This window comes from Mesorhizobium sp. M0139, assembly GCF_040322455.1.
In the GTDB taxonomy this organism is placed as follows: Bacteria; Pseudomonadota; Alphaproteobacteria; order Rhizobiales; family Rhizobiaceae; genus Mesorhizobium.
The window spans coordinates 454,118-478,741 of the sequence record NZ_JAMYTN010000002.1 but is presented as its reverse complement, the minus strand read 5'-3'; the positions used below and the strand labels follow the sequence as shown (position 1 = coordinate 478,741).

The 24,624-nt window shown below is 63.5% G+C and carries 32 protein-coding genes; 21 read left to right on the top strand and 11 right to left on the bottom strand.

Annotated elements, in window-relative coordinates; genetic code table 11:
• Positions 1-15: 15 nt before the first annotated feature.
• The gene (locus NKJ58_RS04970; protein ID WP_023682412.1) at positions 16-1,098 is read right to left on the bottom strand and encodes a LacI family DNA-binding transcriptional regulator; all 1,083 of its coding nucleotides are present in this window, start codon (positions 1,096-1,098) and stop codon (positions 16-18) included.
• A gap of 146 nt (positions 1,099-1,244) precedes the next feature.
• On the opposite strand from NKJ58_RS04970, the gene NKJ58_RS04965 reads away from it, so the two are divergent.
• Positions 1,245-1,388 (top strand): hypothetical protein, encoded by a 144-nt coding sequence (locus NKJ58_RS04965; protein ID WP_023700561.1) that lies wholly within the window; start codon positions 1,245-1,247, stop codon positions 1,386-1,388.
• Positions 1,389-1,452: 64 nt separating this feature from the next.
• Complete coding sequence (locus NKJ58_RS04960; protein ID WP_023673014.1) at positions 1,453-1,596, top strand: hypothetical protein; 144 nt, start codon at positions 1,453-1,455, stop codon at positions 1,594-1,596.
• A gap of 39 nt (positions 1,597-1,635) precedes the next feature.
• On the opposite strand, the gene NKJ58_RS04955 is transcribed toward NKJ58_RS04960, so the two are convergent.
• Positions 1,636-2,010: a DUF423 domain-containing protein gene (locus NKJ58_RS04955; RefSeq protein ID WP_023673013.1), complete on the bottom strand. Its 375-nt coding sequence runs from the start codon at positions 2,008-2,010 to the stop codon at positions 1,636-1,638.
• Positions 2,011-2,053: 43 nt separating this feature from the next.
• Positions 2,054-3,319 (bottom strand): multidrug efflux MFS transporter, encoded by a 1,266-nt coding sequence (locus NKJ58_RS04950; RefSeq protein WP_352852846.1) that lies wholly within the window; start codon positions 3,317-3,319, stop codon positions 2,054-2,056.
• Positions 3,320-3,462: 143 nt separating this feature from the next.
• Between NKJ58_RS04950 and NKJ58_RS04945 the strand changes: the two genes are divergently transcribed.
• On the top strand, positions 3,463-4,128 hold the full coding sequence (locus NKJ58_RS04945) for a GntR family transcriptional regulator (RefSeq protein WP_023727510.1): 666 nt from the start codon (positions 3,463-3,465) through the stop codon (positions 4,126-4,128).
• Between the two features lie 109 nt (positions 4,129-4,237).
• Positions 4,238-4,471, top strand: a complete 234-nt coding sequence (locus tag NKJ58_RS04940; protein WP_245259900.1) for a DUF982 domain-containing protein — start codon at positions 4,238-4,240, stop codon at positions 4,469-4,471.
• A 72-nt stretch (positions 4,472-4,543) separates the two neighbouring features.
• Here NKJ58_RS04940 and NKJ58_RS04935 read toward each other — a convergent pair whose 3' ends face one another.
• Positions 4,544-4,702 (bottom strand): hypothetical protein, encoded by a 159-nt coding sequence (locus NKJ58_RS04935; protein ID WP_023673009.1) that lies wholly within the window; start codon positions 4,700-4,702, stop codon positions 4,544-4,546.
• A gap of 178 nt (positions 4,703-4,880) precedes the next feature.
• Here NKJ58_RS04935 and NKJ58_RS04930 point away from each other — a divergent pair, with 178 nt between their 5' ends.
• On the top strand, positions 4,881-5,852 hold the full coding sequence (locus tag NKJ58_RS04930; RefSeq protein ID WP_023682407.1) for a glycosyl transferase family 90: 972 nt from the start codon (positions 4,881-4,883) through the stop codon (positions 5,850-5,852).
• A 20-nt stretch (positions 5,853-5,872) separates the two neighbouring features.
• Here NKJ58_RS04930 and NKJ58_RS04925 read toward each other — a convergent pair whose 3' ends face one another.
• Entirely contained in the window at positions 5,873-6,916 is a 1,044-nt protein-coding gene (locus NKJ58_RS04925; protein ID WP_023715391.1) for an aldo/keto reductase, read from the bottom strand.
• Positions 6,917-7,156: 240 nt separating this feature from the next.
• On the opposite strand from NKJ58_RS04925, the gene ppk2 reads away from it, so the two are divergent.
• On the top strand, positions 7,157-8,077 hold the full coding sequence (ppk2, locus tag NKJ58_RS04920) for a polyphosphate kinase 2 (RefSeq protein WP_023682405.1): 921 nt from the start codon (positions 7,157-7,159) through the stop codon (positions 8,075-8,077).
• A gap of 228 nt (positions 8,078-8,305) precedes the next feature.
• On the opposite strand, the gene NKJ58_RS04915 is transcribed toward ppk2, so the two are convergent.
• Positions 8,306-8,950 (bottom strand): dihydrofolate reductase family protein, encoded by a 645-nt coding sequence (locus NKJ58_RS04915; protein ID WP_023697456.1) that lies wholly within the window; start codon positions 8,948-8,950, stop codon positions 8,306-8,308.
• Positions 8,951-9,059: 109 nt separating this feature from the next.
• Entirely contained in the window at positions 9,060-9,755 is a 696-nt protein-coding gene (locus NKJ58_RS04910) for a winged helix-turn-helix transcriptional regulator (protein ID WP_023682403.1), read from the bottom strand.
• Positions 9,756-9,931: 176 nt separating this feature from the next.
• On the opposite strand from NKJ58_RS04910, the gene NKJ58_RS04905 reads away from it, so the two are divergent.
• Positions 9,932-10,258, top strand: a complete 327-nt coding sequence (locus NKJ58_RS04905) for a DUF1330 domain-containing protein (RefSeq protein WP_023693250.1) — start codon at positions 9,932-9,934, stop codon at positions 10,256-10,258.
• A gap of 34 nt (positions 10,259-10,292) precedes the next feature.
• Here the strand turns inward: NKJ58_RS04905 and hemB are convergent, their stop codons facing one another.
• The 3 genes from hemB to NKJ58_RS04890 form a co-directional block, all read right to left on the bottom strand.
• On the bottom strand, positions 10,293-11,348 hold the full coding sequence (hemB, locus tag NKJ58_RS04900) for a porphobilinogen synthase (RefSeq protein ID WP_352852845.1): 1,056 nt from the start codon (positions 11,346-11,348) through the stop codon (positions 10,293-10,295).
• A gap of 88 nt (positions 11,349-11,436) precedes the next feature.
• Complete coding sequence (locus NKJ58_RS04895; protein ID WP_245260449.1) at positions 11,437-11,730, bottom strand: hypothetical protein; 294 nt, start codon at positions 11,728-11,730, stop codon at positions 11,437-11,439.
• Positions 11,690-11,941, bottom strand: a complete 252-nt coding sequence (locus tag NKJ58_RS04890) for a pyridoxamine 5'-phosphate oxidase family protein (protein WP_245260289.1) — start codon at positions 11,939-11,941, stop codon at positions 11,690-11,692. The genes NKJ58_RS04895 and NKJ58_RS04890 overlap by 41 nt, the downstream gene beginning before the upstream one ends.
• 180 nt (positions 11,942-12,121) lie before the next feature.
• Here NKJ58_RS04890 and NKJ58_RS04885 point away from each other — a divergent pair, with 180 nt between their 5' ends.
• From NKJ58_RS04885 to ldtR, 3 genes are all read left to right on the top strand, one after another.
• Positions 12,122-13,159, top strand: coding sequence for an enoyl-CoA hydratase/isomerase family protein (locus NKJ58_RS04885; RefSeq protein WP_352852844.1), 1,038 nt, complete (start codon positions 12,122-12,124; stop codon positions 13,157-13,159).
• Entirely contained in the window at positions 13,156-13,578 is a 423-nt protein-coding gene (locus NKJ58_RS04880; protein ID WP_023736468.1) for a DUF6163 family protein, read from the top strand. Before NKJ58_RS04885 ends, NKJ58_RS04880 begins: the two co-directional genes overlap by 4 nt.
• A 203-nt stretch (positions 13,579-13,781) precedes the next feature.
• Entirely contained in the window at positions 13,782-14,297 is a 516-nt protein-coding gene (gene ldtR, locus NKJ58_RS04875; RefSeq protein WP_023672997.1) for a transcriptional regulator LdtR, read from the top strand.
• Here ldtR and NKJ58_RS04870 read toward each other — a convergent pair whose 3' ends face one another.
• Complete coding sequence (locus NKJ58_RS04870) at positions 14,298-14,549, bottom strand: hypothetical protein (protein ID WP_023711543.1); 252 nt, start codon at positions 14,547-14,549, stop codon at positions 14,298-14,300.
• 126 nt (positions 14,550-14,675) lie between these two features.
• Between NKJ58_RS04870 and NKJ58_RS04865 the strand changes: the two genes are divergently transcribed.
• The 11 genes from NKJ58_RS04865 (at position 14,676) to osmF (ending at position 24,362) form a co-directional block, all read left to right on the top strand.
• Positions 14,676-15,929 (top strand): L,D-transpeptidase family protein, encoded by a 1,254-nt coding sequence (locus tag NKJ58_RS04865; protein WP_023711542.1) that lies wholly within the window; start codon positions 14,676-14,678, stop codon positions 15,927-15,929.
• Between the two features lie 203 nt (positions 15,930-16,132).
• Positions 16,133-16,279 (top strand): hypothetical protein, encoded by a 147-nt coding sequence (locus tag NKJ58_RS04860; RefSeq protein ID WP_023705070.1) that lies wholly within the window; start codon positions 16,133-16,135, stop codon positions 16,277-16,279.
• 171 nt (positions 16,280-16,450) lie between these two features.
• Positions 16,451-17,764 carry a serine hydroxymethyltransferase gene (gene glyA, locus NKJ58_RS04855; protein WP_023669349.1) on the top strand — a complete coding sequence of 438 codons (1,314 nt, stop codon included), beginning with the start codon at positions 16,451-16,453 and terminating at the stop codon, positions 17,762-17,764.
• An 80-nt stretch (positions 17,765-17,844) separates the two neighbouring features.
• Complete coding sequence (locus NKJ58_RS04850) at positions 17,845-18,429, top strand: invasion associated locus B family protein (protein ID WP_023689508.1); 585 nt, start codon at positions 17,845-17,847, stop codon at positions 18,427-18,429.
• A gap of 138 nt (positions 18,430-18,567) precedes the next feature.
• Positions 18,568-19,062, top strand: a complete 495-nt coding sequence (nrdR, locus tag NKJ58_RS04845) for a transcriptional regulator NrdR (protein WP_023669351.1) — start codon at positions 18,568-18,570, stop codon at positions 19,060-19,062.
• A gap of 2 nt (positions 19,063-19,064) precedes the next feature.
• Positions 19,065-20,195 (top strand): bifunctional diaminohydroxyphosphoribosylaminopyrimidine deaminase/5-amino-6-(5-phosphoribosylamino)uracil reductase RibD, encoded by a 1,131-nt coding sequence (gene ribD, locus NKJ58_RS04840; protein WP_352852843.1) that lies wholly within the window; start codon positions 19,065-19,067, stop codon positions 20,193-20,195.
• Between the two features lie 12 nt (positions 20,196-20,207).
• Positions 20,208-20,825, top strand: coding sequence for a riboflavin synthase (locus tag NKJ58_RS04835; protein WP_352519972.1), 618 nt, complete (start codon positions 20,208-20,210; stop codon positions 20,823-20,825).
• Between the two features lie 242 nt (positions 20,826-21,067).
• Entirely contained in the window at positions 21,068-21,562 is a 495-nt protein-coding gene (ribH, locus tag NKJ58_RS04830) for a 6,7-dimethyl-8-ribityllumazine synthase (RefSeq protein ID WP_023682391.1), read from the top strand.
• Positions 21,559-22,059 carry a transcription antitermination factor NusB gene (nusB, locus tag NKJ58_RS04825; protein WP_023682390.1) on the top strand — a complete coding sequence of 167 codons (501 nt, stop codon included), beginning with the start codon at positions 21,559-21,561 and terminating at the stop codon, positions 22,057-22,059. The genes ribH and nusB overlap by 4 nt, the downstream gene beginning before the upstream one ends.
• On the top strand, positions 22,056-23,273 hold the full coding sequence (locus tag NKJ58_RS04820; protein ID WP_023682389.1) for an MFS transporter: 1,218 nt from the start codon (positions 22,056-22,058) through the stop codon (positions 23,271-23,273). Before nusB ends, NKJ58_RS04820 begins: the two co-directional genes overlap by 4 nt.
• A 177-nt stretch (positions 23,274-23,450) precedes the next feature.
• On the top strand, positions 23,451-24,362 hold the full coding sequence (gene osmF / locus NKJ58_RS04815) for a glycine betaine ABC transporter substrate-binding protein OsmF (RefSeq protein WP_023689505.1): 912 nt from the start codon (positions 23,451-23,453) through the stop codon (positions 24,360-24,362).
• The last annotated feature ends 262 nt before the right edge of the window (positions 24,363-24,624 follow it).

Genomic DNA, 24,624 nt, shown 5'->3' with positions numbered 1-24,624 from the left:
TCCCACATCAGCCGCCTAGCTAGCAGGCGAGGGGCCGGACGACCCCCGCACCACAAGATCGACCGGCAGCAATTGCCGGTGCTGCGAGCCGTCATTTTCGAGGATCGCCTTGACGGCCAGCCGGCCCATCTCGGCGATCGGCTGGGCGACAGTGGTTAGTGGCGGCTCGGAGTCGGCGCCTTCCGGCACGCCGTCGAAGCCGACGATTGACACATCGCCCGGCACGGCAATGTTACGCTCGCGCAGCCAGTCGAGCGCATGCAGCGCGATCTTGTCCGACATGGCCAGGATTGCCGTCGGCGTCTGCGGCAGCGCGAAAATATGATCGAGGCCGGCCCGAACGCTCGCCTCGTCATTGAGGGTTTCGTAGATTGGCACTTGCGAGACGTCGATGCCGAAGCGGGAGAGCTCGCCGAAATAGCCACGCAGACGGTCGCGTGTGCCCGAGTAGAGGGATGTCGTCTCGACTTGCTCCTGCGTGACGGGACCAAAGCCAGCGTCGGCAGATTCCAGGGCGAGTACGGCAAAGCTGCGATGGCCGAACTCGGCCAGATGGCGCGCCGCCAGACCCGCGCCGGCGACGTTGTCGACGCCGATCGCAGCGACCGCCTCATTTTCCGAATCGAGATCAAGCGCCACGAAAGGCAGTTTGCGTTCGCGCGCCAGTTCGACCAGCCGCGACCCACCCTCGATGCAGAACACGATGAAGCCGTCGACCAGGGCGCTCTGGATGTTCCAGGCGAGCTGCTCGCTGTTGGCGGCCGAGACCAGCGAAATTCCGGCGCCGGTGGCGTCGCAGGCCTGCGAAATGCTGGCCATCATGACGCGGGCAAAGGGATCGTCGAAGAAATAGGACAATGGTTCTGCCGTTGCCACGCCGATGGCGTTGACCTTGCCGGCGCGCAGCAGCCGGCCCTTGGGATCCGGGCCGGCATAGCCCATCGCTTCCGCCGCCGCCTTGACCCGCTCGCGGACCTCTTCGCGCACGATTTCCGGGCGAGCGAACACGTTGGACGCGGTACCGTGCGAGACCCCGGCCGCCTTGGCGATGTCGGCAAGCCGCACTGGTCTCGTCTTGCCGGAGGTCAATGCCGTCATTTTCGTCTCCTGAACCGGAGCCTGTTTAGCACTTTCGTTGGATCGGTTCAAATTTTCCCTTGATCGGACGGCGGAGAGAGTCTATATTTGAATCGATCCAAGGGATTCACCAAGTACAACATGGATCGATTCAAGAGGAGGGTGCCATGCATCCCGTGAATTATCTGTTCGAAGACATCTATGGCAATGATTGGGGCATAGTCTCCGACGCCGCCACCCGCAAGCGCCGCGACAAGGTCGGGCCGTGGAGGCGTGACCTGCAATACCTTGTGAAACGCAAGCGCAACTGATCGGCCCCGGCATTTTCGTGCCAGCTGATTGGATCGATTCAAGTTCTTGAAGAGGAGAACGAACATGCATCCCGTGAAGCATCTGTTCGAAGACATTTATCGCAACTACTGGGGTATCTCGCCTGCCACGGAGCAGCCGGAAAGGCGGCGGCCGACCAAGTCTGCCAAGCGCAACCGCGACCTGCTGCCGCAAAACCGGCAGGATTAAGCCTCGTGTGATATCTGATGGGGCAGGGTTCTTGGCTCGTCAGGACCGTTGCCGCACGAGCGCCGAGGCCGCGATCACCAGCCAGCCCGCGATGAGCAAGGTGCCGCCGATCGGCGCCGACATCGGGAACAGCCGCGATCCCACGAAATCCCGTGCCAGCAGATCGCCGCAGAACAGAACAAGCCCGACGAGCAGCACCAGGCTGCCGATCCGCAAGATCCGGTTTGCGCCGGCGAGGCCGACGGCCAAAAACACCGGCGCATGCATGAGCAGGAAGGATGCGGCCGTGCCGACGAACGCGCCGCCGAGATGCGCTGAAGCCGCCGACAGCGCCACGCCCGCCGCGCCGGCAATGCCGCCGGCGAAAACGAGGATGCGCGCGCTGTTTGCTGGTGCTGACTCGGCGATGCTCATGTCTCGGGCTCCGTGATTGACGATAGGCGGCGCGACCTGTCTGTCAGGATTTTTCCGATATCGCCAGCATGTCGCGCGTGCGGCGCGCCTGGGCCAGCCAATTATACGCGGCACCGCCCGCCATCAGCACCGACGTGCCGAGAAACACCGCGCGCATGCCGAAATGGCCGCCGACGAAGCCGCCCAGCAGCGGCCCCGCGACCTGGCCGACATATTGCGCCGAGATTGCCAGGCCCAGCACATTGCCGCCGACCCCATCGGGAACATTGTGGCGGATGACGCTGGTGATGCAGGGCAACAGCCCGCCCAGCACCAGACCCATAAGGAACCGCAGCCCGACCAACTGCCAGCTCTCGGTGACGAAGGCCTGCGGTATCAACAGCAGCGCCGAGACGGCCAGCGATGCGACGATGACGTTCCAGTGGCCGATGCGGTCGGCGAGCTTACCCAGCCGTGACGCCGACAGGATGGCGCCCAGCGCCGCCGCCGACATGACGACACCGGAGACCAGCGTCACCCGGCTTGCGTCCGCGACCAGTTGCTGGACGTAGACGGTGATGATCGGCTCGATCGACATGTTGGCGAAGGTGAACAGCATGCCGGTTGCCAGCATCGCCACGACAGGGCGTTTGTCGGGGATCTGCGCCCAACCGCCCTTTGGTTTCTCCTTGGGTTGTGCCTGCATTGGCGGGCGAGGCATCTCCTTGATCAGGAACGTCGTCGCCAGCGCCGCCAGGAAAATGACGCCGCCCGCGATGAGGAAGGTGGCGCGAATACCGATCAATGGCGGCAGCGCGCCGCCAAGCAACGGGCCGACCAGGGAGCCTGCGGTGATGCCGGCCGACAGCACGCCAAGCGCCCAGCCGGAGCGCTCCTTCGGCGTCTGCATGGCGACAAGGATCGTCGAGCCTGAGGAATAACCGCCGGCAAAGCCGATCAACAGGCGCAAAAGCACCAATTGCCAGACGGTCTGCACCATGCCGGTCAGCGACATGCAGATCGCCATGCCGAAACTGGCGCGCACCAGCATCACCTTGCGGCCATAACGGTCACCCAGCCGTCCCCACAGTGGCGCGACAAGGGCGGCGGCAAGGAAGGTGGCGCCGAAAGCAATGCCGGACCATTGCACGATCGCCGCGTGGCCCACGGCGCCCAGCTGTTCGACATAGAGCGGCAGGAACGGCAGCAGCAACGTCATCGCCACAAGCGTGCTGAATGATCCGGCAAAGCACACGAACAGGTTGCGCCGCCAATGAATGTTGTAGGTGGAAGGCGCTTCGGCGGCCTGCGCTGCACTGTCCTGCGGCATGTCCTGTCCTGTCCGCTTGCTGCGGATACCATTTTGGGATACCAACTTGGTACCTCATGGACGCAAAGCCCGGCTGCTGTCAATCAGGCGCTCTCAAAGTGATCGGCAAGACCAACGGCCGATCGCCAGCAATGGAAGCAACTATGTCGCAGATGCAGATCGTCGAAAAAGCGCTTCGCGAGATGATCCTTGGCCTCGAGATCGGTCCTGGCGAGCGGCTGACGGAGCGCTGGATCGAGAGCCGCTTCGGCGCCTCGCGCACGCCGGTCAGGGCAGCCCTGCTGCGGCTGGAGACGGAAGGGCTGATCTGCCGCGACGGGCGCGGTTGGACCGTGTCGCCGATCAACCTTGCCGAATTGGAACAGATCGCTGTGTACCGCGAAGCGGTCGAGGTCGCGGCGGTCAGGCTGACTTCGGCGCTGGCCGACAGGAGCGCAGCCGATGTCATCGAGGCGATGCTGGACTCCTGCGACACTGCCACGCCGCGCGAGGAATGGCACCGCGTCGGCATGGATTTCCATATCGAACTGGCGCGGCTCTCCGGCAACGAGTTCCTGTTTCGGGCCGTGCGCGATGCCATGACGCGCCTGTCGCGGGCGCGCTGGCTGGAGGTGCGCGACGAGGCGGCGCTTGGCCGCGCCTGGAGCGAGCATCACGCCATTCTGGCAGCGGTGCGGGCCGGCGATGCCGATGCGGCGGCGGCGCGACTTTCCGCCCATATCGCCGGCAGCCGCGCCCGCCTGGTGACGTCGTTGCACAATGACCGGCGCGGCCTGCGCGCCAGGGGTTTTGCCGTCGTCGCCGCTTGATACCGGTCACGAAAACGAAAGAACGCCGACGCCATCCGCTTTCGGCCTCGCTTCGCGGACGCCGATGGCGTAAGAGGCGGCCATGGAAAACAACCGATTTGAAACACCCGTGACCGTTAAGTCGGGCACGGAGGGAAGCACTCAGCTCTTGCGTACGGTGCGCGAGGCTTCCGATTACCTGCTCAACAGCTGGCCCGGCAAGCGCAGCCCCAAGCACCGCGAAGCGCTGCAGGCCTGCCATGACGCGCTGGCCGGCGACAAGCCGGCGATGATTGCAAGACGCGCCTTCATCGCCGCCGCGCGCGAGGTCAACGTCTTCGTCAGCGACAAGGCCCCGGCCTGATCACATCGGCCTGATCACACCGGCATTTTGCCAGGATCCGGCCCGTTTCGCGGGCCGGTGATCCTGTCTTGCCTATTTTTCTGTCTCGGTGTCGGTTTTGGAACTTGCCTCGTTCTCAGGCTCGGCGCGCTCCTTGGCCGCGACCTTGGCGGCGAGCTTCTCCGCCTTCTTGGCGGCCTTCTGCCGGTCGCGCTCTTTGCGTTCCTGACCGTAATTCGGTGGTCGAGCCATATCGTTTCCTTTCGCTGTGCCTGATCCTGCCTAGAAGCATTGGCCGGCAAACACAACAGCGCCGCGAGGGCAGATGCCAGCGGTTCTGGACTTGCGTGATGGCGAACACAATGGTTTAGAAAAGGCTGCGGGACAGTTGCTGGAGCCGCCGCCGACCGATTTCGAATCAAAACGACCGATGGCCACGCTTCAAAGAAACGCACAGAAGCTGATCTACTATGCGCGCAACGCCATGCGCGACATCGCGCCGCCGGTTCTTTTCCGGCGCCGGCTCGGCCGGCTGCTCGATCAGGCCAGGCTTTCCGACGCATCGGTCCGCCAGCGGCTCAATTACTACAACACGCTGCGGGAGCCTTTTAGCCCCAGCCCCGAGGCCGTGCCGGTCAGCCGGCTGCCGTCGGACCGCAGCATGTACTATTACGATCTGAAGGAGTTCACCCGTTATTTCGACCCAGATCTGCGCATCGACCTGGAATTCGGCGACGTCATCGAAGTGCCGAAGATGCCGTCGATCGTCAAGGACCGGCCGATAGCGGGCGACAACGGCAACGGCGTCCTGTTCAAGCTGAACAAGTTCCGTCATTTCTACATGCCGGCCGACGATGTCGCCTTCGCCGACAAGCATCCGCTCGTCGTTTGGCGCGGCGAACTCAACAATCCGATCCGCACCTTGTTGCTGGATGCAGCCCGCAATCTGCCGTTCTGCGATGTCGGCACGCCGAGGGCGACAGCACTTGCGGAATACCGCAAGCCCTATCTCAGCATCGATCAGCAGCGCCGCTATCGCTACATCATCTCGCTCGAAGGCAATGATGTCGCGACCAATCTGAAATGGATCATGAGCTCGAACTCGCTCTGCCTGATGCCGCCGCCGACTTACGAGACCTGGTTCGCCGAGGGGCAACTCGAGCCCGATGTCCATTATGTGCCGCTGGCGCCCGACTTCAGCGATCTGGCCGAGCGGGTGCATCATCTCGAGCAGCATCCGGCCGAGGCCCAGCGCATCGTTGCGGCGGCCAACGCCTATTGCCGCAAATTCGCCGACGAGCGGGCCGAGCAGGCGATCTGCCTGCTCGTGCTCTACAAATATTTCGTGCTCAGCGGCCAGATCGAGCCCGATCCGCAGGTCTGGCGGTTTATCGCGGGCTAGCCGCTTCCGGCGCCCTTAAGTCAGATAACGCTGCGGTCCATAACCAGATCGGCCGGGCCGAAGCGGTCCTTCGCCGTAAACTGCTGGTGCCAGTAGGGATAGAGCACCGGCGGCCGGCTGACGGCATCGAGGCGCTGGCGTTCATCAAAGGACAGCGTCAGGCTTGCCGCGGCGAGATTGTCTTTCAACTGGGCCTCGTTGCGTGCGCCAATCACCAGCGAACTGACGGCCGGCCGGCCAAGCAGCCAGGCCAGCGCCACCTGGGCCGCCGAGACGCCGCGAGTGGCGCCGATGTCGACCAGCACGTCGACGATCCGCCACAGCCGGTCCTCGTCGCGGATCGGTGGTTCCGACCAGCCGCCGATCTGGCGCGCCGTCGGACTGTCGCGGCGGTATTTTCCCGACATCAGGCCGCCGGCGAGCGGGCTCCACACCAGCACGCCAAGGCCCTGGTCGACCGAGATCGGCAAGAGCTCATACTCGGCCTCGCGTGCTTCCAGCGTGTAGTGGATCTGCTGGGTGACGAAGCGCGGCTGGTGCTGGCTGTCGCTGATGCCGAGCGCCTTCATGACCTGCCAGCCGGAATAGTTGGAGCAGCCGACATAGCGGATCTTGCCCTGGGCAACCAGCGTGTCGAGCGCGGCGATGGTTTCCTCGAGCGGCGTCGCGCCATCCCATTCGTGCAGGAAATAGATGTCGATGACATCTGTCCTGAGGCGCTTCAGGCTCTTCTCGCATTCGCGGATCAGATGATGGCGCGACAGGCCCTCGTCATTGGGGCCCTTGCCGATCCGCATGCGCGCCTTGGAGGCGATCAGCACGTCGTTCTTGCGCTTGCCGCCGAGCGCCTCGCCGATGATCTCTTCCGACAATCCGTTCGAATAGACATTGGCGGTGTCGATGAGATTGATGCCGGCATCGATGCAAGTGTCGATGATGCGCGAGGCCTCCGCGAGATCGGAATTGCCGACGGCAGCGAACGGCCCGCTGCCGCCGAAGGTCATGGTTCCCAAGGTCAGCGTCGAAACTTTCAAGCCGGAACGGCCAAGCGTGCGGTATTCCATGTCGGTCCTCGCAATTTTGGTGGGTGGGGATTTACTGGAGAAGGGCGGGCAGCCCGAACGGGTCGGCCATTTGTAGGACAATTTGAGCGGCTTGTCGCCATGCCACGGCGATGGATCAGCCATGCCTCGCCGATTTGCAGCGATGATCGGCTGGCTGGCGGGTTGCAATAAAACCGTCATTGCCGGCCTATATCAAGTCGGCTCAGGGTTTCATGTCAGCCGGCAAGCGGAGCAGTGGAAATGACCGAGTTGAAGCAGAATTCTCCGGCCAGGGATTGGCTGGAAGCCGAACTCGCCGACATGCTCGACGAGGACTATGAGCTTGAAATGTCGGAGCCGGCGCTGTCGCTGGAGATCTCCAAGATCTACAAGAACGCGCATCCGCCGTCGATCGACCGCATGCAGTATTTCCGCGACCTGATCGGCTTGCAGTCGGAACTAATCAAGCTGCAGTCCTGGGTCGCCTACCACAAGAAGAAGCTGGTGGTGGTTTTCGAAGGACGCGATTCCGCCGGCAAGGGCGGCGTCATCAAGCGCATCACCCAGCGCCTCAACCCGCGCATCTGCCGCGTCGTGGCGCTGCCGGCGCCGACCGAGCGCGAAAAATCGCAGTGGTATTTCCAGCGCTACGTGCCGCATCTGCCGGCCGGCGGCGAGATCGTGCTGTTCGACCGCTCCTGGTACAACCGCTCCGGCGTCGAGCGGGTGATGGGCTTTGCCGAACCCGATCAGGTCGAAGAGTTCTTCCGCGACGTGCCGGAGTTCGAGCGCATGCTGGTCCGCTCCGGCGTCACGCTGGTCAAATACTGGTTCTCGATCACCGACGAGGAACAGCAGATGCGCTTCATGATGCGCATCCACGACCCGATGAAGCAGTGGAAGCTGTCGCCGATGGACCTGCAGTCGCGCGTGCGCTGGGAGCAGTACACCAAGGCCAAGGAAGAGACGTTTGCCCGCACCAACATCCCAGAGGCACCGTGGTACATCGTCGAAGGCAACGACAAGAAGCGGGCGCGGCTGAACTGCATCGACCATCTCCTCAAACAGCTGCCCTATGAGGACGTGCCGCACGAAGAAATCACGCTGCCCGAGCGGGTGTTCAACCCGGAGTACGAGCGCCAGGTCCTGCCGCGCGAGCTTTACGTGCCGGAGAAGTATTGAGCGTCTTCGCAATTGAAGACACGAGAGGACGGCATTCTTTCGCGCCCCCCTCTGTCCTGCCGGACATCTCCCCCACAAGGGGGGAGATTGGCAGCTTCGCCGATGGCGCCCTTCTTGCTACGTTGATGAGTGGCGAAAGCCGGCGCGACATCCGATCTCCCCCGGCGTGGGGGAGATGTCCGGAAGGACAGAGGGGGCGCGACGGATCGCAATTTTCCCAAATGAGGCTTACACCCGCTTGATCGTCACATGCGTGGCGAGCGCTGTCGCCACCTGCTCGGTGCACTGGTAACCCAGCTTCAGCATATCCAGCCCGGCAAACAGGCTCTCGCCCCTCCCGAGCAACACCGGCGACACCGCCAGATGCAACTCGTCGATGAGCTTCTCTTGCAGATATTGCCGGATGGTGGAAACGCCGCCGCCGACGCGGACATCCTTGCCGCCGGCCGCGGCCTTTGCTTGTTCGAGCGCGGCGTGGATGCCGCCGGCAACGAAGTGGAAAACGGTGCCGCCTTCCATCACAATGGGGTCGCGCTTGTAGTGGGTCAGCACGAAGGTCGGCACGTGATAGGGCGGGTTGTCGCCCCACCAGCCTTTCCAGCTCTCGTCTGGCCATTCGCCACGGATCGGGCCGAACATGTTGCGGCCGAGGATCCAGGCCCCGACATTGTCGAAGCTGCGGACAGTGAACCGGTCGTCCACATCGGTGGTGCCGCCATCCTTGCCGACCATCTCATGGAAGGTGCGGGTGCCGGTCATCCATTTGTGCAGATATTCGCCACCAACGCCGAGCGGATTTTGCAGGTCCTGGTCAGGACCGGCGCCGAAACCGTCGAGCGACAAGGTGAAGGCATTGACGCGAAGTTTGGACATGGAGACTCCCTTTCGGTGACCAGTTGTGATTTGCAATCAGTATTCAAACTGATTGCATTTTGCAACTAGTATTTTAGAGGCAAGCCGATCTGTGGAATGCGCAGGGACCTCAAGCCGCCACGCGCTTCGGCATCACCGCAAACGGGCTGAGCCCAAGCCAGATCTGCATCTTGCCGGCGACGTCGAGATCGCCGGTCAGGCTGATCTTGTCGCGTTCCTTGTGAACTGTCGTCAGCCCCATCCAGATCGAGGTCATGGTGCACAGATCGGTCGAGACGTAGAGATCGACGTCGAAGCCCGGATCGTACCAGCAAAGATCGACCTCGCCCTGCTTTTCGACGATCAGCCACCACGATCGTTTTGACGCCGGCAGGTCATGGTACAGGAATTGTATCACGGTGCGCCCGTCCGGCAGCGGACTGGGGTTCAGATTGCGCCGCATGTCCCACATCAGCAGCGACGGATCGAGGTTTTTGAGCGACAGCCTGGCCTCGACCCATTTCTGGCCCCAAAACCCCATCGCCTCGACAACCGGGCGCAAATCCCGGCCCGCCTCGGTCAGCCGGTATTCGAACACGCCCTTCTCGGTCGCGATCTCGGTCCGCTCGACGATGCCGCCGGCCTCGAGGTCCTTGAGCCGTTGCGACAGAAGGGTTGGCGACATTTTCGGCACGCCGCGGCGCAAATCGTTGAAGCGGGTCGACCCCGCCACCAGTTCGCGCAGCAGCACCATGGTCCAGCGTGTGCAGAGCAGCTCGGCGGCCATGGAGAGCGGGCAGAATTGCTTGTAACCGGCTTGTGTCATGTGGTGAGCTCCAAAAGATGTTGCCGGACCTTATTCAGAAAACCTGAGTTCAGCCAGTACAGAAGCTGTACTGGCACCCCCGGTACAGTTCTGTGACTGGAGCGGTCCGGCGCCGCCATGCGAGGCAGCGGTCACGTCACCGGGCAGTCCGGTGCCGATCCATGAGGAGTTGGACAATGACCGCTTACGTGATCGCAGACATCAAGGTGAAGGACGACAAATGGGTGCCGGCCTATGCCGCTTCGGTGCATGACCTCGTCCACAAGCATGGCGGCAAGTATCTCGCCCGCAGCGGCAATGTGAAGACGCTGGAGGGCAAGCCGCTCGACACCAGCCTGATCGCCATCATGGCGTTTCCGTCGGCAAAGGCAGCCGAAGCCTTCACCAACGATCCGCAATACGCTCCGTTTGTGGCGGAGCGTCAGAAGGGCAGCGACAGCCGCTTCCAACTGATCGACGATACCGATCTCGCCGGAACGATTCCTTATTTGCCAAAGGCGTGAGGAAAAGCCGGAACCCGGAGCATCCAGGTTCCGGCTAACCCTTCAGCAGTTGCGCCACTTCCGGCGCGAAGTAAGTCAGGATGCCGTCACAGCCGGCGCGCTTGAAGGCGAGCAGCGATTCCAGCATCGCCTTTTCGCCGTCGATCCAGCCATTGGCGGCCGCCGCCTTGATCATCGAATATTCGCCTGACACCTGGTAGGCGAAGGTCGGCATCTGGAACTCGTCCTTCAGCCGGCGGATGATGTCGAGATAGGGCAGGCCGGGCTTGACCATCAGCATGTCGGCGCCCTCGGCGATATCCTGCTCGGCCTCGCGCACCGCTTCGTCGGAATTGGCGTGGTCGAGATAGTAGGTCTTCTTGTCGCCCTTGAGCAGGCCGGCGGTGCCGACCGCCTCGCGGTAGGGGCCGTAGAAGGCGGAGGCGAATTTCGTCGCATAGGACATGATCGCCACATCCTGAAAACCATTGGCGTCGAGTGCGTCGCGGATGGCGCCGATGCGGCCGTCCATCATGTCGGACGGCGCGATGATGTCGGCGCCGGCCGCTGCCTGGATGACGGCCGCGGCGGTCACCTGTTCCACTGTCTCGTCATTGACGATGATGCCGTCGCGCAAGATGCCGTCATGGCCGTGCGAGGTGAACGGGTCGAGCGCCGCATCGGTGATGATGCCGATCTCCGGCACCGCGTCCTTGATGGCGCGGGTGGCGCGGTTGATGATGTTTTCCGGGTCGAGGATGTGCGATCCCGTCTGGTCGCGCAGGCTGAGTTCAACATTGGGGAAGGTGGCGATCGCCGGAATGCCGAGCTTAGCGGCCCGCTCGGCCTCCTTGACGGCGAGGTCCAGCGACAGGCGGAAGACGCCGGGCATGGCGGCGATCGGCTCGCGCGTGTTCTTGCCGTCGATCACGAAGATCGGCCAGATCAGATCGTCCACGGTAAGCCGGTTTTCCTGCACCAGGCGGCGCGACCAGTCGGCCTTGCGCATGCGCCGCAAGCGGCGGCTGCCGGTGATCTCGTCGACGCTGCGCGCACCGGCGGGCTTTGCCGGTGCGAATTTGTTGCTCGTCGCGGGGGTGAATTTGTTCATCGCAAAAACTCCGGGTCGAGGCGGCTTTTACCACGAGGCCTTGCCTCTGACCAATGCGACACGATTGTGCCAGTCGATAACGCGCTGCTTACGGCTTCGGCGGCCACGCCAGCTCGGGGCCGGTTTTGAAGAACGACACATTGTTGGTGAAGATGCTCTCCGGGGCGAGCCGGATCAGGCGCCCGTCCGGATGGTCGATGTCGGCCACATTGTCGATGAACCAGCGGTTCCAGGTCGCCTCCGGGCCGAGATATTTGTGCAGCAGCCGTTTGAAGCGGTTCGGCGCCATCGCTTCGATGGTGGCGACGCCGCGCAGGCCGAGATGCAGCAGGATGCCGGCCTCATTGTCGAAATGGACGATCTCCACGGCGCAGCGGGTCACGTTCGAGGTGTTTGACAGCACTTGCCCCGGTCGAGCCGAGCAGCCAGATCGCAGCGTCCTCCCAGATGAACCACATCGGCGCGTTGCGCGGCGCGCCGTCAGGCGTCACGGTCGCCAGATTGGCCATCAGCGGGCGGCTGAGAACATCATCCGGGTCGAACTTTTTCGGCATCTCCCAGCCATGGCTCGGCGCTGCGGTTTCAAGCGTCATGCGTTTGTCCCTGCATCAGAAGAAAGGCTGTTTTGCCCGGCAATTTTGCGCGCATTTCTGTCGGGGGCAAAGCACGGTCGCGTTCCCTTGCGAAAATCCAAACCGCGCCCGCCGGTTGACGCACCCATGCGCCACCTTTAGCACTTCAGTCCCGCAGGCGCGGGGAGGGATTCTCTGACGATGGTTTTTGGCGGCGGCGACGAGATCCGCTTCGAACGGTTGGGCAAGGCGGGCGTCGTCACGCTGACGCGGCCGCAGGCGCTCAATGCGCTGACACATCGCATGATCAAGGCGCTGGACAAGGCGCTCGACGCTTTTGAGCGCGATACCGGCGTCGATGTCGTCATCGTCAAGGCCGAGGGCAGGGCGTTTTGCGCCGGCGGCGACATCATGCACGTCTACGAGGCCCGCGCCGGAAAGCCGCCGGTCGAGTTCTTCGCCGACGAATACCGGCTCAACGCCCGCATCAACAGTTACAAAAAGCCCTATGTCGCGCTGATCGACGGGATCGTTATGGGCGGCGGCGTCGGCATCTCTTTCCACGGTTCGCAGCGTGTGCTGACCGAGAACGCCCAGTTCGCCATGCCCGAAGTCGGCATCGGTTTCTTCCCCGATGTCGGCGGCAGCCATCTTCTGCCCGACCTTGGCGGCAGCTTCGGCATGTATCTGGCGCTGACCGGCAACCGCATTCGCTATGGCGATGCGCTGTGGTCTGGCCTGGCCACCCACACCATCAAGGCCGCCGACCAGGCTGCCTTTCTCGATCGGCTCTGCGCCAATGGCGATCCGGAATCGGTGCTGCGCGGCTTTTTCGTGCCGGCCAGGCGGGAGACCGGCCAGCCGGTGCTGGAAGCCATTGCCCGGCATTTTTCCCAACCCTCGCTCGCCGAAATCCTCGATAGCCTGGAGCGGGCGGCAGGCGCCGACGAGTTTGCCGCCAAGACGCTGGCCACCATCCGCACCCGCTCGCCGACCAGCCTCAATGTCGCGTGGCGCCAGATCAGCGCCGGGCTGACGCTGTCGATGGAAGCCTGCATGAAGATGGAGTTCCGCATCCTCAACCGCATGCTGGCCGGGCACGACTTCTATGAAGGCATCCGCGCCGTCCTCGTCGACAAGGGTTCGACGCCGCAGTGGCGGCCGGCAAGCCTGGCCGAGGTCGACGCTGCTTCGGTGGACGCCTATTTCGCGCCGCTCGAACGGGAGCTCGAACTGTGAGCGAGGTCACGTCGCGGCGCATCGTGCTGCAGCCCTCGGGTGTCGAGATCATCTTCGCCTGGTTCCAGCGCGTCATAGCGGGCTATTGCCTGCTGTTCGGCATCCTGTACTGGATCCGGCTGATCGGCTTTTATCCCGGCCCGCTGTGGCGCTTCGACCTGATGCCGGTGCACTGGCAGGTCGTGGCGGTGATGCTGGCCGTGTTCTTCCCCTTCGCCGCCGCCGGCCTCTGGATGCTGGCGTCGTGGGGCCCGGTGATCTGGTTCATCTGCGCGGTGACCGAGACCATCATGTATGCCGGCTTCCCCGATCTGTACGGCCACCGGCCGCTGATCGTCTTCTCGCATGCCGCGGTGGCGCTGCTCTACATCGCCTTCCGCGCCGTTATCTGGATGCGCAAGCGCCCCGCGCGCGCCTGAAACGCCGCCCCGCAGCCATTGGGTAAATCTTTAGGTTAATTATCCTTGCTCGGGTGACCGTTCGTTAAGCGTCTTGCGAAACCTATTACCGGTAAGCTCTTGTTAGCCCTAGCGTTTAAGTCGAATTTTATGAGTATTCGATAGTGTCGCAATCAAGGTGAAAAACAAAAAATCACCAGGGCGACAAACGAGAGGCAAAGACAATGATCAATTCGCGTCCGGCGGCGAAGACCGCCAACGTATCCGACGATCGCCGCGAGGCTATCCGTTCGCTTTACATGGAATCGCTGCAGCTGGTGGAGCGTCTGCATCGCCGTCTGCTTGACGTGATCAAGGACGAGTTCGACCGCAACGGCCGTTCCGACATCAATGCCATCCAGGCGCTGCTTCTGTTCAATATCGGCAATTCCGAACTGACCGCCGGCGAGCTGCGCTCGCGTGGCTACTATCTCGGCTCGAACGTCTCCTACAATCTGAAGAAGCTGGTCGATCTCGGCTTCATCAACCACCAGCGCTCGCGCATCGACCGCCGTTCGGTCCGCGTTTCGCTGACGCCGAAGGGCAATGAAGTGGCGGAAGTCGTCGCCGGTCTCTATGAGCGCCATGTCGGCTCGATCGAACAGGTCGGCGGCATCAACAGCGAAGAGTTCAAGCAGATGAACCGCGCGCTGCAGCGCCTCGACCGCTTCTGGAACGACACGATTGCCTACAGGATGTAATCAGCGGGCCATTGAATAGCAGCTGCGCCGGAAGAAGCGCGGCCGGAGGCAAGTCTCAGCCAACAGGCCGGTGCCGAAAAGCACCGGCCTTTTCTTTTTCGAGCCGCCTGCGCTTCCAATTCGGCGCAAAGCCACGTTGCCGCCATATTCGCGGTGGAAGCGAGGGGTGTGGGTATGCGGCGGCGAAAGCTGTTCGCGCGCCTGTAAGGTCGCATCGCCGTCCGCTTTTGACGGCCAGGTGACGCAGGTCATGTTGGCTAATTGTTAACAGTGCCAACTTTAAAGTGCGGGCGATATCGCCCAACATCGAGCACGTAGCCGAACGCTGCAACAGCCAAACGCTACAAGCCAAACACGACAAGAATGTCTGGAACGTCCATGAGAACCAGCCGCCGCTTTTTCCTTTCTGGAGCCTCCGCGCTCGCCGTCGCCATGGTTGCCAATGCCGCCAGCGCGCAGGATGTCATCGACGATATCCTGAAATCTTCGGCCCGCGGCAATTGGGACGACCAGTTCGACGCCCGCGCCTCGGAAGGCGGCAAGGTCGCCTCGACGCTGCCGATCTTCAGCCTGCAGACGGTCGCCTTCACCGAACAGGCGGTGGCGCAGTATCAGAACATCGTCGCCCAGGGCGGCTGGGGCGAGGTGCCGGCGACCAAGAAGCTGCAGCTTGGCGTCGACGATCCGGACGTGGTGCCGCTGCGCAAGCGGCTGATGATTTCGGGCGACCTGGCGCAGAGCGCCGGCATTTCGACGTCGTTCGATTCCTATGTCGACGCCGCGGTCAAGCGCTTCCAGGCGCGCCATGGCCTGCCGGCCGACGGCGCCATGGGCAAATACACTTATGCGGCGATGAACGTTTCGGCGCAGATCCGCCTCGGTCAGCTGCAGACCAACCTGGAGCGCCTGCGCGAAAAGGCCGGCACGCTGGGCAGCCGTTATGTGCTGGTCGATATCCCGGCGGCACAGATCGAGGCGGTCGAGAACGATCGCGTCGTGCTGCGCCACACCGCAATCGTCGGCAAGATCGACCGCCAGACCCCGGTGGTCAATTCCAAGATCAACGAGATCATCGTCAATCCTTACTGGAACGCGCCGGTCTCGATCGTGCGCAAGGACATCATTCCGCTGATGCGGAAGAACCCCGACTATCTCAAGGACAGCCACATCCGGCTGTTTGCGCCTGATGGCAGCGAAGTCGATCCGATGACTGTCGACTGGTCGACGGATGATGCCGCAAAATACCGCTTCCGCCAGGATCCGGGTTCCGGCAACGCCATGGCCTCGGTGAAGATCAACTTCCCCAGCCCCGACGGCGTCTACATGCACGATACGCCGCAGCAAAGCCTGTTCGGCAAGATGATGCGCTTCGATTCCTCGGGCTGCGTGCGTGTCCAGAACGTGCGCGACCTCGTCACATGGGTCCTGCGCGACACACCCGGCTGGGACCGCCAGCATTTCGAGGCGACCATCAAGACCGGCGAGAACACGCCGGTGCAGGTCGTCAACCCGGTTCCGGTCCACTTCCTCTATGTGTCGGCTTGGTCGACGGGTCCGGGCGTCGTGCAGTTCCGCGACGACGTCTACGCGCTCGATGGCGCCAGCGAACTGCAGATCACCTCTTCGCTCTAAGCTGCTGATCTCAGTCAAGAAAGGCCACCGCAAGTGGCCTTTCCGTTCGAAGTCCCACGAGGCGGGGCTGGTGGCGCCGGCCATGCGCCAGGCTTGCCGCCGCCGAAAACATCGTCGCCGGCTACCGGCGCCCGATCGCCACTTCGGACGAGGCCGACGACGGCCGGGCAGAGGCCCGCGAAGCCGGGCTGCTGGAGCTCGAAATGCGGCCTGCCGGCATCGAGGCCGAGCGCATCGCCGTGCGCGACATGTTAAGCAGCGGCGCGATCAACGACCATACGGCGCGGGCGCTGTTTACCGAGATCACGCTCACCGAAGCCTTGCTGCAGGGGCGGCAGGAGCGAAAATAGCGGTACAGGGCCGCTCTGGCGCAATCCGGCCAGCAAATTTCGCGCTGCAAACGTGGCGAGGCGAAAACAACTGTGTTAATGGCGCGGCAATGCATGTCGCCCGCAACCGTGCAGCGGTTTCGGGGCAACGATATGCATAGATAAATGCCCCGAACCGAAGGATTTCAGGCCATGGCAACTGCAGCGGCAGCGTCGAACAAGTTCGAATCCTTCTTCGAAACCACGCTGGAAGATGCCGATCCGGAGATCTTCGGCTCGATCCGCAACGAGCTTGGCCGCCAGCGTCACGAGATCGAGCTGATCGCCTCGGAAAACATCGTTTCGCGCGCCGTGCTCGAGGCGCAGGGCTCGATCATGACCAACAAATACGCCGAGGGTTATCCGGGCAAGCGCTATTATGGCGGCTGCCAGTTCGTCGACGTCGCCGAGGAACTCGCCATCGAGCGCGCCAAAAAGCTGTTCGGCTGCAACTTCGCCAATGTCCAGCCGAATTCCGGCAGCCAGATGAACCAGGCGGTCTTCCTGGCGCTCTTGCAGCCCGGCGACACCTTCATGGGCCTCGACCTGAATTCCGGCGGCCACCTGACGCACGGCTCGCCCGTCAACATGAGCGGCAAATGGTTCAAGGTCGTTTCCTACGGCGTGCGCAAGGACGACCATCTGCTCGACATGGACGCGATCGAAAAGACCGCGCATGAGACCAAGCCGAAGCTGATCCTGGCCGGCGGCACCGCCTATTCGCGCATCTGGGACTGGAAGCGCTTTCGCGAGATCGCCGATGCGGTCGGCGCCTATCTGATGGTCGACATGGCCCACATCGCCGGCCTGGTTGCCGGCGGCGTGCATCCGTCACCGCTGCCGCACGCCCATGTCGTGACCACGACCACGCACAAATCGTTGCGCGGCCCGCGCGGCGGCATGATCCTGTGCAATGACGAGGACATCGCCAAGAAGATGAACTCGGCGGTTTTCCCCGGCCTGCAGGGCGGGCCGCTGATGCATGTCATCGCCGCCAAGGCGGTCGCCTTCGGCGAGGCGCTGAAGCCGAGCTTCAAACTCTATGCCGAGAGTGTCGCCGCCAACGCGAAGGCGCTGGCGTCGAGCCTCAAGGAAACCGGCCTCGACATCGTCTCCGGCGGCACAGACAACCATCTGATGCTGGTCGATCTCAGGCCCAAGAACGCCACCGGCAAGCGCGCCGAGGCAGCGCTCGGGCGCGCCAACATCACCTGCAACAAGAACGGCATCCCGTTCGATCCGGAAAAGCCTTTCGTCACCTCTGGCGTGCGTCTGGGCACGCCGGCCGGCACCACGCGCGGCTTCGGCCAGGCCGAGTTCCGCGAGATCGGCAAGCTGATCGCCGAAGTGCTGGACGGGCTGAAGGTCGCCAATTCCGACGAAGGCAATGCGGCGGTCGAGGCGGCGGTGAAGGCAAAGGTCGTGGCGCTGACCGATCGTTTCCCGCTCTATCCCTATCTCGGTTGACCACCAGCGGCGCTTCGTCTTTTATCCCGCGCTCTGCGCCGCTTGCTGTCCGGGCGGCGCGGCCTGTTGGAGATCTGACGATGCGCATGTTCCGTCCTGCCGTTCTGGCCTTCATCGGCTCGCTTGCCGCTTTCACCGCGTCAGGCGCGATAGCCCAGGAGCAGACGCAGCCGGGCACGGATATCCCGGCCACCAACACCTTTGGCAGGTGGACCACCATCATCGATGCGCTCGACACCGGCCAGGATTCGCACAAGACCTGTGCGGCCTCGACAGCCTTTGTCGACGGCAACGGCAATGCCGGCACGCTGACGCTTTCGATCTCGACTGGCGACGCCCTGCCGCCCGATGCCTATCCGGCGATCATGTTCACCATCGCCAACAAGGAGCTGCCGACCGGCAAGAAGATCGCCGCGACCTTTGGCGACCCCGGCGTCAAGGTTTCCGCGACCGTCTATTCCAATGATGCCGGCCGCCCGAGCTGGACCGTCGACAACCAGGCCAAGACCAGTCTCGCTTTGTTGCGGGCCATGCGCCAGGTCATCTCGCTCGATGTGACGTTCGGCAAGCAGGCTGTCGCCAGCATCCCGATGGATGGCTTCACCAAGGCCTACCGCAACCTCGGAACGTCCTGCGGCTTCCCGACCAAGGACGTCGCCCCCTGACATATCTGGCGCGGCTGGCAATTTTCCTCCCGCCTCGCTATCTCTGAGGGCGCGAGCGGCCGTTGCCGAACCTTTGCCGTCCCGGCAAAAACCTCTAAGCCTATCGTTCCGCCAGAATCGCCAACCCGAAGGCTCTCCATGCGCTGTCCCTATTGCCAGTCCGAAGATACGCAGGTGAAGGATTCGCGCCCCGCCGAGGATGGCGCCGCGATCCGCCGGCGGCGCGTTTGCCCCGATTGCGGTGGCCGTTTCACCACCTTCGAGCGCGTCCAGTTGCGCGACCTCGTGGTGGTCAAGAAGTCCGGCAGAAAGGTGCCGTTCGACCGCGACAAGCTCTTGCGTTCGGTGGAGATCGCGGTGCGCAAGCGCAATGTCGATCCCGAGCGCATCGACCGCGCCGTCACCGGCATCGTGCGCCAGCTCGAAAGCTCCGGCGAGACTGAAATCGCCTCGGGCGAGGTCGGCCGGCTCGTCATGGAAGCGCTGAAGTCGCTCGACGACGTCGCCTATGTCCGCTTCGCCTCTGTCTATCGCAATTTCCGTGAGGCCAAGGATTTCCACGATGTGCTGGGTGAGCTCAAAGGCGACGAGCTCAAGGGCGACGAGCTGAAGAGCGAAGAGGACGCCGGCTGAGCATGGCAACCCAAACGTCAGGGAAGGCCGATCAGCAGGCTCTCGATCGCGGTTTCATGGCGGCAGCGCTGAGACTCTCGCGCCGAAATGCCGGCCGCACCTCGACCAACCCTTCGGTCGGCACCATCATCGTTCGCGACGATGGCGCCGGGCCGATGATCGTCGGCACCGGCGTCACCGCTGTTGGCGGCCGGCCGCATGCCGAGACCGAGGCGCTGGCTGAAGCCGGCGAGTTGGCCCGCGGTGCCACCGCCTATGTCACGCTGGAGCCCTGCGCCCACCATGGCCGCACCCCGCCTTGCGCCAACGCGCTGGTCAATGCCGGAGTGGCGCGGGTCGTCGGCGCCGCCAGCGATCCCGATCCGCGCGTCTCCGGCAAAGGCTATGCCATCCTGCGCGCCGCCGGCATCGAAGTGGTCGAAAAGGTGCTGGCCGAGAAAGCCGCCGAGCAGATGGCCGGCTATTTGATTCGGTCCCTGAAAAAGCGCCCGGAAGTGATTCTGAAGCTTGCGCTTTCCAGCGACGGCAAGATCGGCAGGCACGGCGCCGGCCAGGTCGCGATCACCGGCGATATCGCCCGCCGCGAAGTCTATCTGATGCGCGCCGAAGCCGATGGCATACTGGTCGGCATCGGCACGGCGCTGGAGGATGATCCGGCGCTCACCGTGCGGCTGCCGGGGCTGGAGAACCGCTCGCCGGCGCGCATCGTGCTCGATCGCCAGATCAGGCTGCCGGAAGCCTCGAAGCTGGTCTCCGGCACCGACCGAGTGCCGCTCTATGTCGCCGCGAGCCTGGGGGCCGATCCGCTACGGCGGTCGGTGCTGGAGCGTGCCGGTGTGCGCTTCATCGGCACCGAAACCCATGAAGGCGGCGTGGCCTTGCCGGAACTGCTCGAGGATCTCGGCGCGCTCGGCATGGCCAGCGTTCTGGTCGAAGGCGGCGCCAAGGTGGCCAGCGCCTTCCTCGCCGAAGGACTGATCGACCGCATCGTGCTGTTCCAGGGGCCGGAAGCGATCGGCGAGGGCGGCATTGTATCGCCCGTCGACGCCAACCATATCCCGGCAGGCTTCCGCAAATTGCGCGAGATGCGCTTCGGGGAAGATGTCTATGCGGAATGGATAAGGGACCTCTAGGGATCAGCATCGATGTTTACCGGAATTGTCACCGATGTCGGCACCGTCGCGGCCGTCAAGCCGCTGAGCGAAGGTGTCGGCCTGCGCATCGACACTGCCTATGATCCCGCGACCATCGCCATTGGCGCCTCGATCTCTTGCGGCGGCGTCTGCCTGACGGTCACGGCTTTGCCCGACGATGGCTCGAACGCCCGCTGGTTCGAGGTCGAAGCCTGGGAAGAGGCACTCAGGTTGACCACGGCGTCGGGCTGGAAATCAGGCACCAGGGTCAATCTGGAGCGGGCGCTGAAGATCGGCGACGAGCTCGGCGGCCACATCGTCTCCGGCCATGTCGATGGCATGGCCGAAATCGTCGAACGCAAGGACGAGGGCGATGCGGTGCGCTTTACGCTGGAGGCGCCGCGCGAACTGGCGAGATTCATCGCGCCAAAAGGCTCGGTCGCACTTGATGGCACCTCGCTTACCGTCAACAAGGTCGAAGGCACCCGTTTCGACGTGCTTTTGATCCATCATTCGCTGACCGTGACCACTTGGGGCGAGCGCAAGGTCGGCGACAAGGTCAACCTCGAGATCGACACCATGGCCCGCTACGCCGCGCGCCTAGTCGAGGCGGCGAAAGAGGGGCTTTGATGGCCGCAAGACTCACAATCGAACAGAAAAAGCGGCTTACGCGCGAAGCAATGGCCGATGTAGTCGGGGGTCGTGTAGTGGATCACGAAGCTGTTCTCGTCTGGGCTGAAAGCCTCTGCAGCGAGTGCCCGCTACCGACGCCCAGCCCAAAGACGCGCTAGGCCAGGCTTCGCCTCCAGCAATCTTCCGCTTGCGATCAAACCGGCTTCAGCCTAAGTCACCGGCTACCCCCGGAGACATTTATGGCTGGCACATCCCAACACGGCAAAGCGTTCATTCGCCCGAAGAAGAAGGCCCACCTTCTGATCATCGAGGCGCGCTTTCATGACGATCTTGCCGACGCGCTGCTCGACGGCGCGACGAGCGCGCTCGACGAAGCTAGCGCGACCTATGACGTCGTCACCGTTCCCGGTTCGCTGGAAATTCCAGCCGTGATCACTTTTGCGCTCGACGGCATGGGCGAGGGCGGCAAGGACTATGATGGTTTTGTCGCGCTCGGCACCATCATCCGCGGCGACACTTATCATTTCGACATCGTCGCCAATGAATCGAGTCGCGCGCTGATGGATCTCTCGGTCCAGGAAGCGATTGCGATCGGCAACGGCATCCTGACCACCGAGAACGACGCGCAGGCCTGGACGCGCGCCAAGCGCTCGGAGGGTGACAAGGGCGGCTTTGCCGCGCGCGCGGCGCTGACCATGATCGCGCTCAAAGAGAAGCTGGGAGCGCAATCGTGAGCGAACCCGCTTCGCCCGGCCAGCCCGCGATACGCCACGCCAACAAGCGTGGCGCCGCCCGTCTGGCCGCCGTGCAGGCGCTTTACCAGATGGACGTGGCCGGCAGCGGCGTCTTCGAGATCACCGCCGAATACGAGGCGTTCCGGCTCGGCAAGGAAGTCGACGGCGCGCTTTATCGCGAGGCCGACGCGCAGTGGTTCCGCGCCATCCTGGCCGGCGTCGTCGAGAACCAGACGACCATCGATCCGATTATACGCCAGGCGCTGACGGAAGACTGGCCGCTGTCCAGACTCGATTCGACGTTGCGCGCCATCCTGCGGGCTGGCGTCTACGAACTGATGAAGCGCGACGACGTGCCGGTGGCCGTCATCGTTTCGGAATATGTCGACATCGCCAAGGCCTTCTACGAGGAAGACGAGCCGAAGCTGACCAACGCCGTGCTCGACCGTGTGTCGCGCCGGGTGCGGGGCGAGGGGCGCGGCAAGGACGCATTGTGACCGGCACCGTCCCCGGCGCAGCAAGGGAAGCGCGCCGCACGGCGATCATCCTGGCGACGTCGCAGGCGATTATCGGTTCGGCCGCGCCGATTGCCATTTCCATGGGCGGGCTGGCCGGGCAATATCTGCTTGGCCCCGATAAGTCGCTGGCAACGGCGCCAATCACCGGCTTCAACATCGGCGTGGCGCTCGGCGCGTTGCCGGCCGCGGCCATCATCCGCTGGCTCGGCCAGCGCGGCGGCTTCATGACCGGCACCATCGTGACCGCGCTTGGCGGCGTCATCTCCACGCTGGCACTGTTCCACGCCAGCTTCTGGCTGTTCGCTTTCGCGCTGCTGGTGATCGGCGTCGGCGGCGCCTTCGTCCAGCAGTTCCGCTTCGCCGCCGCCGATAATGCTCCGCCCGAATTCAAGGCGCGCGCCATTTCCTTCGTGCTGGCCGGCGGCGTCATCACCGCGATCCTCGGGCCGCAGATCGTCATCTTCACCCGCGAATTGCTGGCGCCGGTGATGTTTGCCGGCTCGTTCGTGGCCATTCCGGTTCTGGCGGCGGCCGGCGCCATCATCCTGTCATTCCTGCGCATCCCGGCCAAGGCTCCCGGCCACGCGGAAGTCGCGTCAAGCGACGCCCGGCCGCTGTCCGATATCGTCACCCGGCCGCGTTTTGTCGCGGCGCTGTTTTGCGCCGTCGGCAGCTATGCGCTGATGAGTTTCGTCATGACCGGCGCGCCGCTGGCCATGGTCGGCTGCGGCCTGTCGACAGACGACGCCACGCTCGGCATTTCCTGGCATGTGATGGCGATGTTTGCGCCGAGCTTCTTCACCGGATCGCTGATCCATCGCTTCGGCGCCGAACGCATCGTCGCCACCGGCCTGGTCCTGCTCATCGGCTGCGCCGCGGTGGCATTGTCCGGCCTGCATTTGTGGCAGTTCTGGACGGCGCTGATCCTGCTTGGCCTCGGCTGGAATTTCGCCTTCATCGGCGCCACCTCCATGGTCGCCGACAGCTACCATCCGTCCGAAAAGAGCAAGGTGCAGGGCTTCCACGACTTCGTCCTGTTCGGCTCCGTCGCCTTCGCCTCGCTAATGTCGGGCGCCATCTACAATGCCTGGGGCTGGGAGATGCTGAACTGGCTGGTTTTCCCGGTCGTCGCCCTGTGTTTCGTCGCCCTTGGCGCGCTCAAACTGACCGGATCGCGCAAAGCCCGCGCCTGATCCGGTTCTATCTTTGGCTTGGCACGACCTGTCAGCATGGCGCCGACCGAATCGCGGCGACCGCACAAAATTATTGCGTCTGTACCCATTGTTATGAAACCGTGTGCCCCGACGGGGCGTTGAAGCCATGCTCATATGCGGCCACCGCATTTCGGTCCAAAGCAAGGGGTTTTCACAATGTTTTCAGTCAAGATTCTGGCCGGCGCGGCGTTGGCGCTCGGCATCACGGCCGCCTCCGCCAATGCCCAGGTGGTCGTCTCCTCGAAGATCGACACCGAGGGCGGCGTGCTCGGCAACATCATCCAGCTTGTGCTCAACGCCAACAACATCAAGACCACCGACCGCATCCAGCTCGGCGGCACGCCGGTGGTACGCAAGGCGATCACCGCCGGCGAGATCGACATCTATCCCGAGTACACCGGCAATGCCGCTTTCTTCTTCGAGAAGGCCGACGATCCGGTCTGGAAGGATGCCGCCAAGGCCTATGAGACCGCCAAGAAGCTCGACTATGACGCCAACAAGATCGTCTGGCTGTCGCCGTCACCGGCCAACAACACCTGGGCGATCGCGCTGCGCAAGGAGGTTGCCGAGACCAACAAGCTGGCGACCCTGACCGACTTCGGCAAATACGTCGCCGGCGGCGGCACGGTGGTTTTGGCGGCGTCGGCTGAGTTCGTCAATTCGGCGGCAGCCCTGCCGGCGTTCCAGACCACTTACGGCTTCACGCTGAAGCCGGAGCAGTTGATCACGCTTTCGGGCGGCGACACCGCCGCGACAATCGGTGCTGCCGCCAACCAGACCAACGGCGCCAACGCCGCCATGGTCTACGGCACCGACGGCGGCATCGCGCCGTCCGGCCTGGTCGTGCTCGCCGACGACAAGGGCGTGCAGCCGGTCTACCAGCCGGCGCCGATCATCCGCGAAGCGGTGCTGAAAGAGCATCCGGAGATCGAGACGCTGTTGAAGCCGGTGTTCGCCAAGCTCGACCTCGTCACGCTGCAGGAACTCAACGGCCGCGTCCAGGTCGGCGGCGAGCCGGTCAAGGGTGTCGCCGAGGACTTTTTGAAGAAGAACGGGTTTTTGAAGTAGTCAGCGCATAGCTGATCGTGACGCTGGTGCGAGACACCCCTCTCTGGAAGCTGCTGATCTCCCCCCTTGCGGGGGAGATGTCCGGCAGGACAGAGGGGGGTGCTGTCCCGCCGACCTCACAACCGGTAGCAGGTGCGTGCCTCGACAGGGTTGCTTCCGAACAGGCCGACGCTCGAGAGCTGACGATCCTTCACACCCCCCTCTGGCCTGCCGGCCATCTCCCCCGCAAGGGGGGAGATCGGACTTCGCGTCGGCTTGCACC

Bases quoted from the DNA above. Each gene is read 5' to 3' on its own strand.
- ribH (WP_023682391.1), top strand. From the start codon at position 21,068: ATGGCTGGCACATCCCAACACGGCAAAGCGTTCATTCGCCCGAAGAAG.
- glyA (WP_023669349.1), top strand. From the start codon at position 16,451: ATGGCAACTGCAGCGGCAGCGTCGAACAAGTTCGAATCCTTCTTCGAA.
- NKJ58_RS04885 (WP_352852844.1), top strand. From the start codon at position 12,122: ATGGTTTTTGGCGGCGGCGACGAGATCCGCTTCGAACGGTTGGGCAAG.
- NKJ58_RS04890 (WP_245260289.1), bottom strand. From the start codon at position 11,941: ATGACGCTTGAAACCGCAGCGCCGAGCCATGGCTGGGAGATGCCGAAA.
- NKJ58_RS04950 (WP_352852846.1), bottom strand. From the start codon at position 3,319: ATGCCGCAGGACAGTGCAGCGCAGGCCGCCGAAGCGCCTTCCACCTAC.
- hemB (WP_352852845.1), bottom strand. From the start codon at position 11,348: ATGAACAAATTCACCCCCGCGACGAGCAACAAATTCGCACCGGCAAAG.
- NKJ58_RS04955 (WP_023673013.1), bottom strand. From the start codon at position 2,010: ATGAGCATCGCCGAGTCAGCACCAGCAAACAGCGCGCGCATCCTCGTT.
- NKJ58_RS04965 (WP_023700561.1), top strand. From the start codon at position 1,245: ATGCATCCCGTGAATTATCTGTTCGAAGACATCTATGGCAATGATTGG.
- NKJ58_RS04850 (WP_023689508.1), top strand. From the start codon at position 17,845: ATGCGCATGTTCCGTCCTGCCGTTCTGGCCTTCATCGGCTCGCTTGCC.
- osmF (WP_023689505.1), top strand. From the start codon at position 23,451: ATGTTTTCAGTCAAGATTCTGGCCGGCGCGGCGTTGGCGCTCGGCATC.
- NKJ58_RS04870 (WP_023711543.1), bottom strand. From the start codon at position 14,549: ATGACCTGCGTCACCTGGCCGTCAAAAGCGGACGGCGATGCGACCTTA.
- NKJ58_RS04835 (WP_352519972.1), top strand. From the start codon at position 20,208: ATGTTTACCGGAATTGTCACCGATGTCGGCACCGTCGCGGCCGTCAAG.
- NKJ58_RS04935 (WP_023673009.1), bottom strand. From the start codon at position 4,702: ATGGCTCGACCACCGAATTACGGTCAGGAACGCAAAGAGCGCGACCGG.
- NKJ58_RS04910 (WP_023682403.1), bottom strand. From the start codon at position 9,755: ATGACACAAGCCGGTTACAAGCAATTCTGCCCGCTCTCCATGGCCGCC.
- ldtR (WP_023672997.1), top strand. From the start codon at position 13,782: ATGATCAATTCGCGTCCGGCGGCGAAGACCGCCAACGTATCCGACGAT.
- NKJ58_RS04960 (WP_023673014.1), top strand. From the start codon at position 1,453: ATGCATCCCGTGAAGCATCTGTTCGAAGACATTTATCGCAACTACTGG.
- NKJ58_RS04925 (WP_023715391.1), bottom strand. From the start codon at position 6,916: ATGGAATACCGCACGCTTGGCCGTTCCGGCTTGAAAGTTTCGACGCTG.
- NKJ58_RS04970 (WP_023682412.1), bottom strand. From the start codon at position 1,098: ATGACGGCATTGACCTCCGGCAAGACGAGACCAGTGCGGCTTGCCGAC.
- NKJ58_RS04905 (WP_023693250.1), top strand. From the start codon at position 9,932: ATGACCGCTTACGTGATCGCAGACATCAAGGTGAAGGACGACAAATGG.
- NKJ58_RS04865 (WP_023711542.1), top strand. From the start codon at position 14,676: ATGAGAACCAGCCGCCGCTTTTTCCTTTCTGGAGCCTCCGCGCTCGCC.
- nrdR (WP_023669351.1), top strand. From the start codon at position 18,568: ATGCGCTGTCCCTATTGCCAGTCCGAAGATACGCAGGTGAAGGATTCG.
- NKJ58_RS04945 (WP_023727510.1), top strand. From the start codon at position 3,463: ATGTCGCAGATGCAGATCGTCGAAAAAGCGCTTCGCGAGATGATCCTT.
- ppk2 (WP_023682405.1), top strand. From the start codon at position 7,157: ATGACCGAGTTGAAGCAGAATTCTCCGGCCAGGGATTGGCTGGAAGCC.
- NKJ58_RS04915 (WP_023697456.1), bottom strand. From the start codon at position 8,950: ATGTCCAAACTTCGCGTCAATGCCTTCACCTTGTCGCTCGACGGTTTC.
- ribD (WP_352852843.1), top strand. From the start codon at position 19,065: ATGGCAACCCAAACGTCAGGGAAGGCCGATCAGCAGGCTCTCGATCGC.
- NKJ58_RS04860 (WP_023705070.1), top strand. From the start codon at position 16,133: ATGCGGCCTGCCGGCATCGAGGCCGAGCGCATCGCCGTGCGCGACATG.
- NKJ58_RS04930 (WP_023682407.1), top strand. From the start codon at position 4,881: ATGGCCACGCTTCAAAGAAACGCACAGAAGCTGATCTACTATGCGCGC.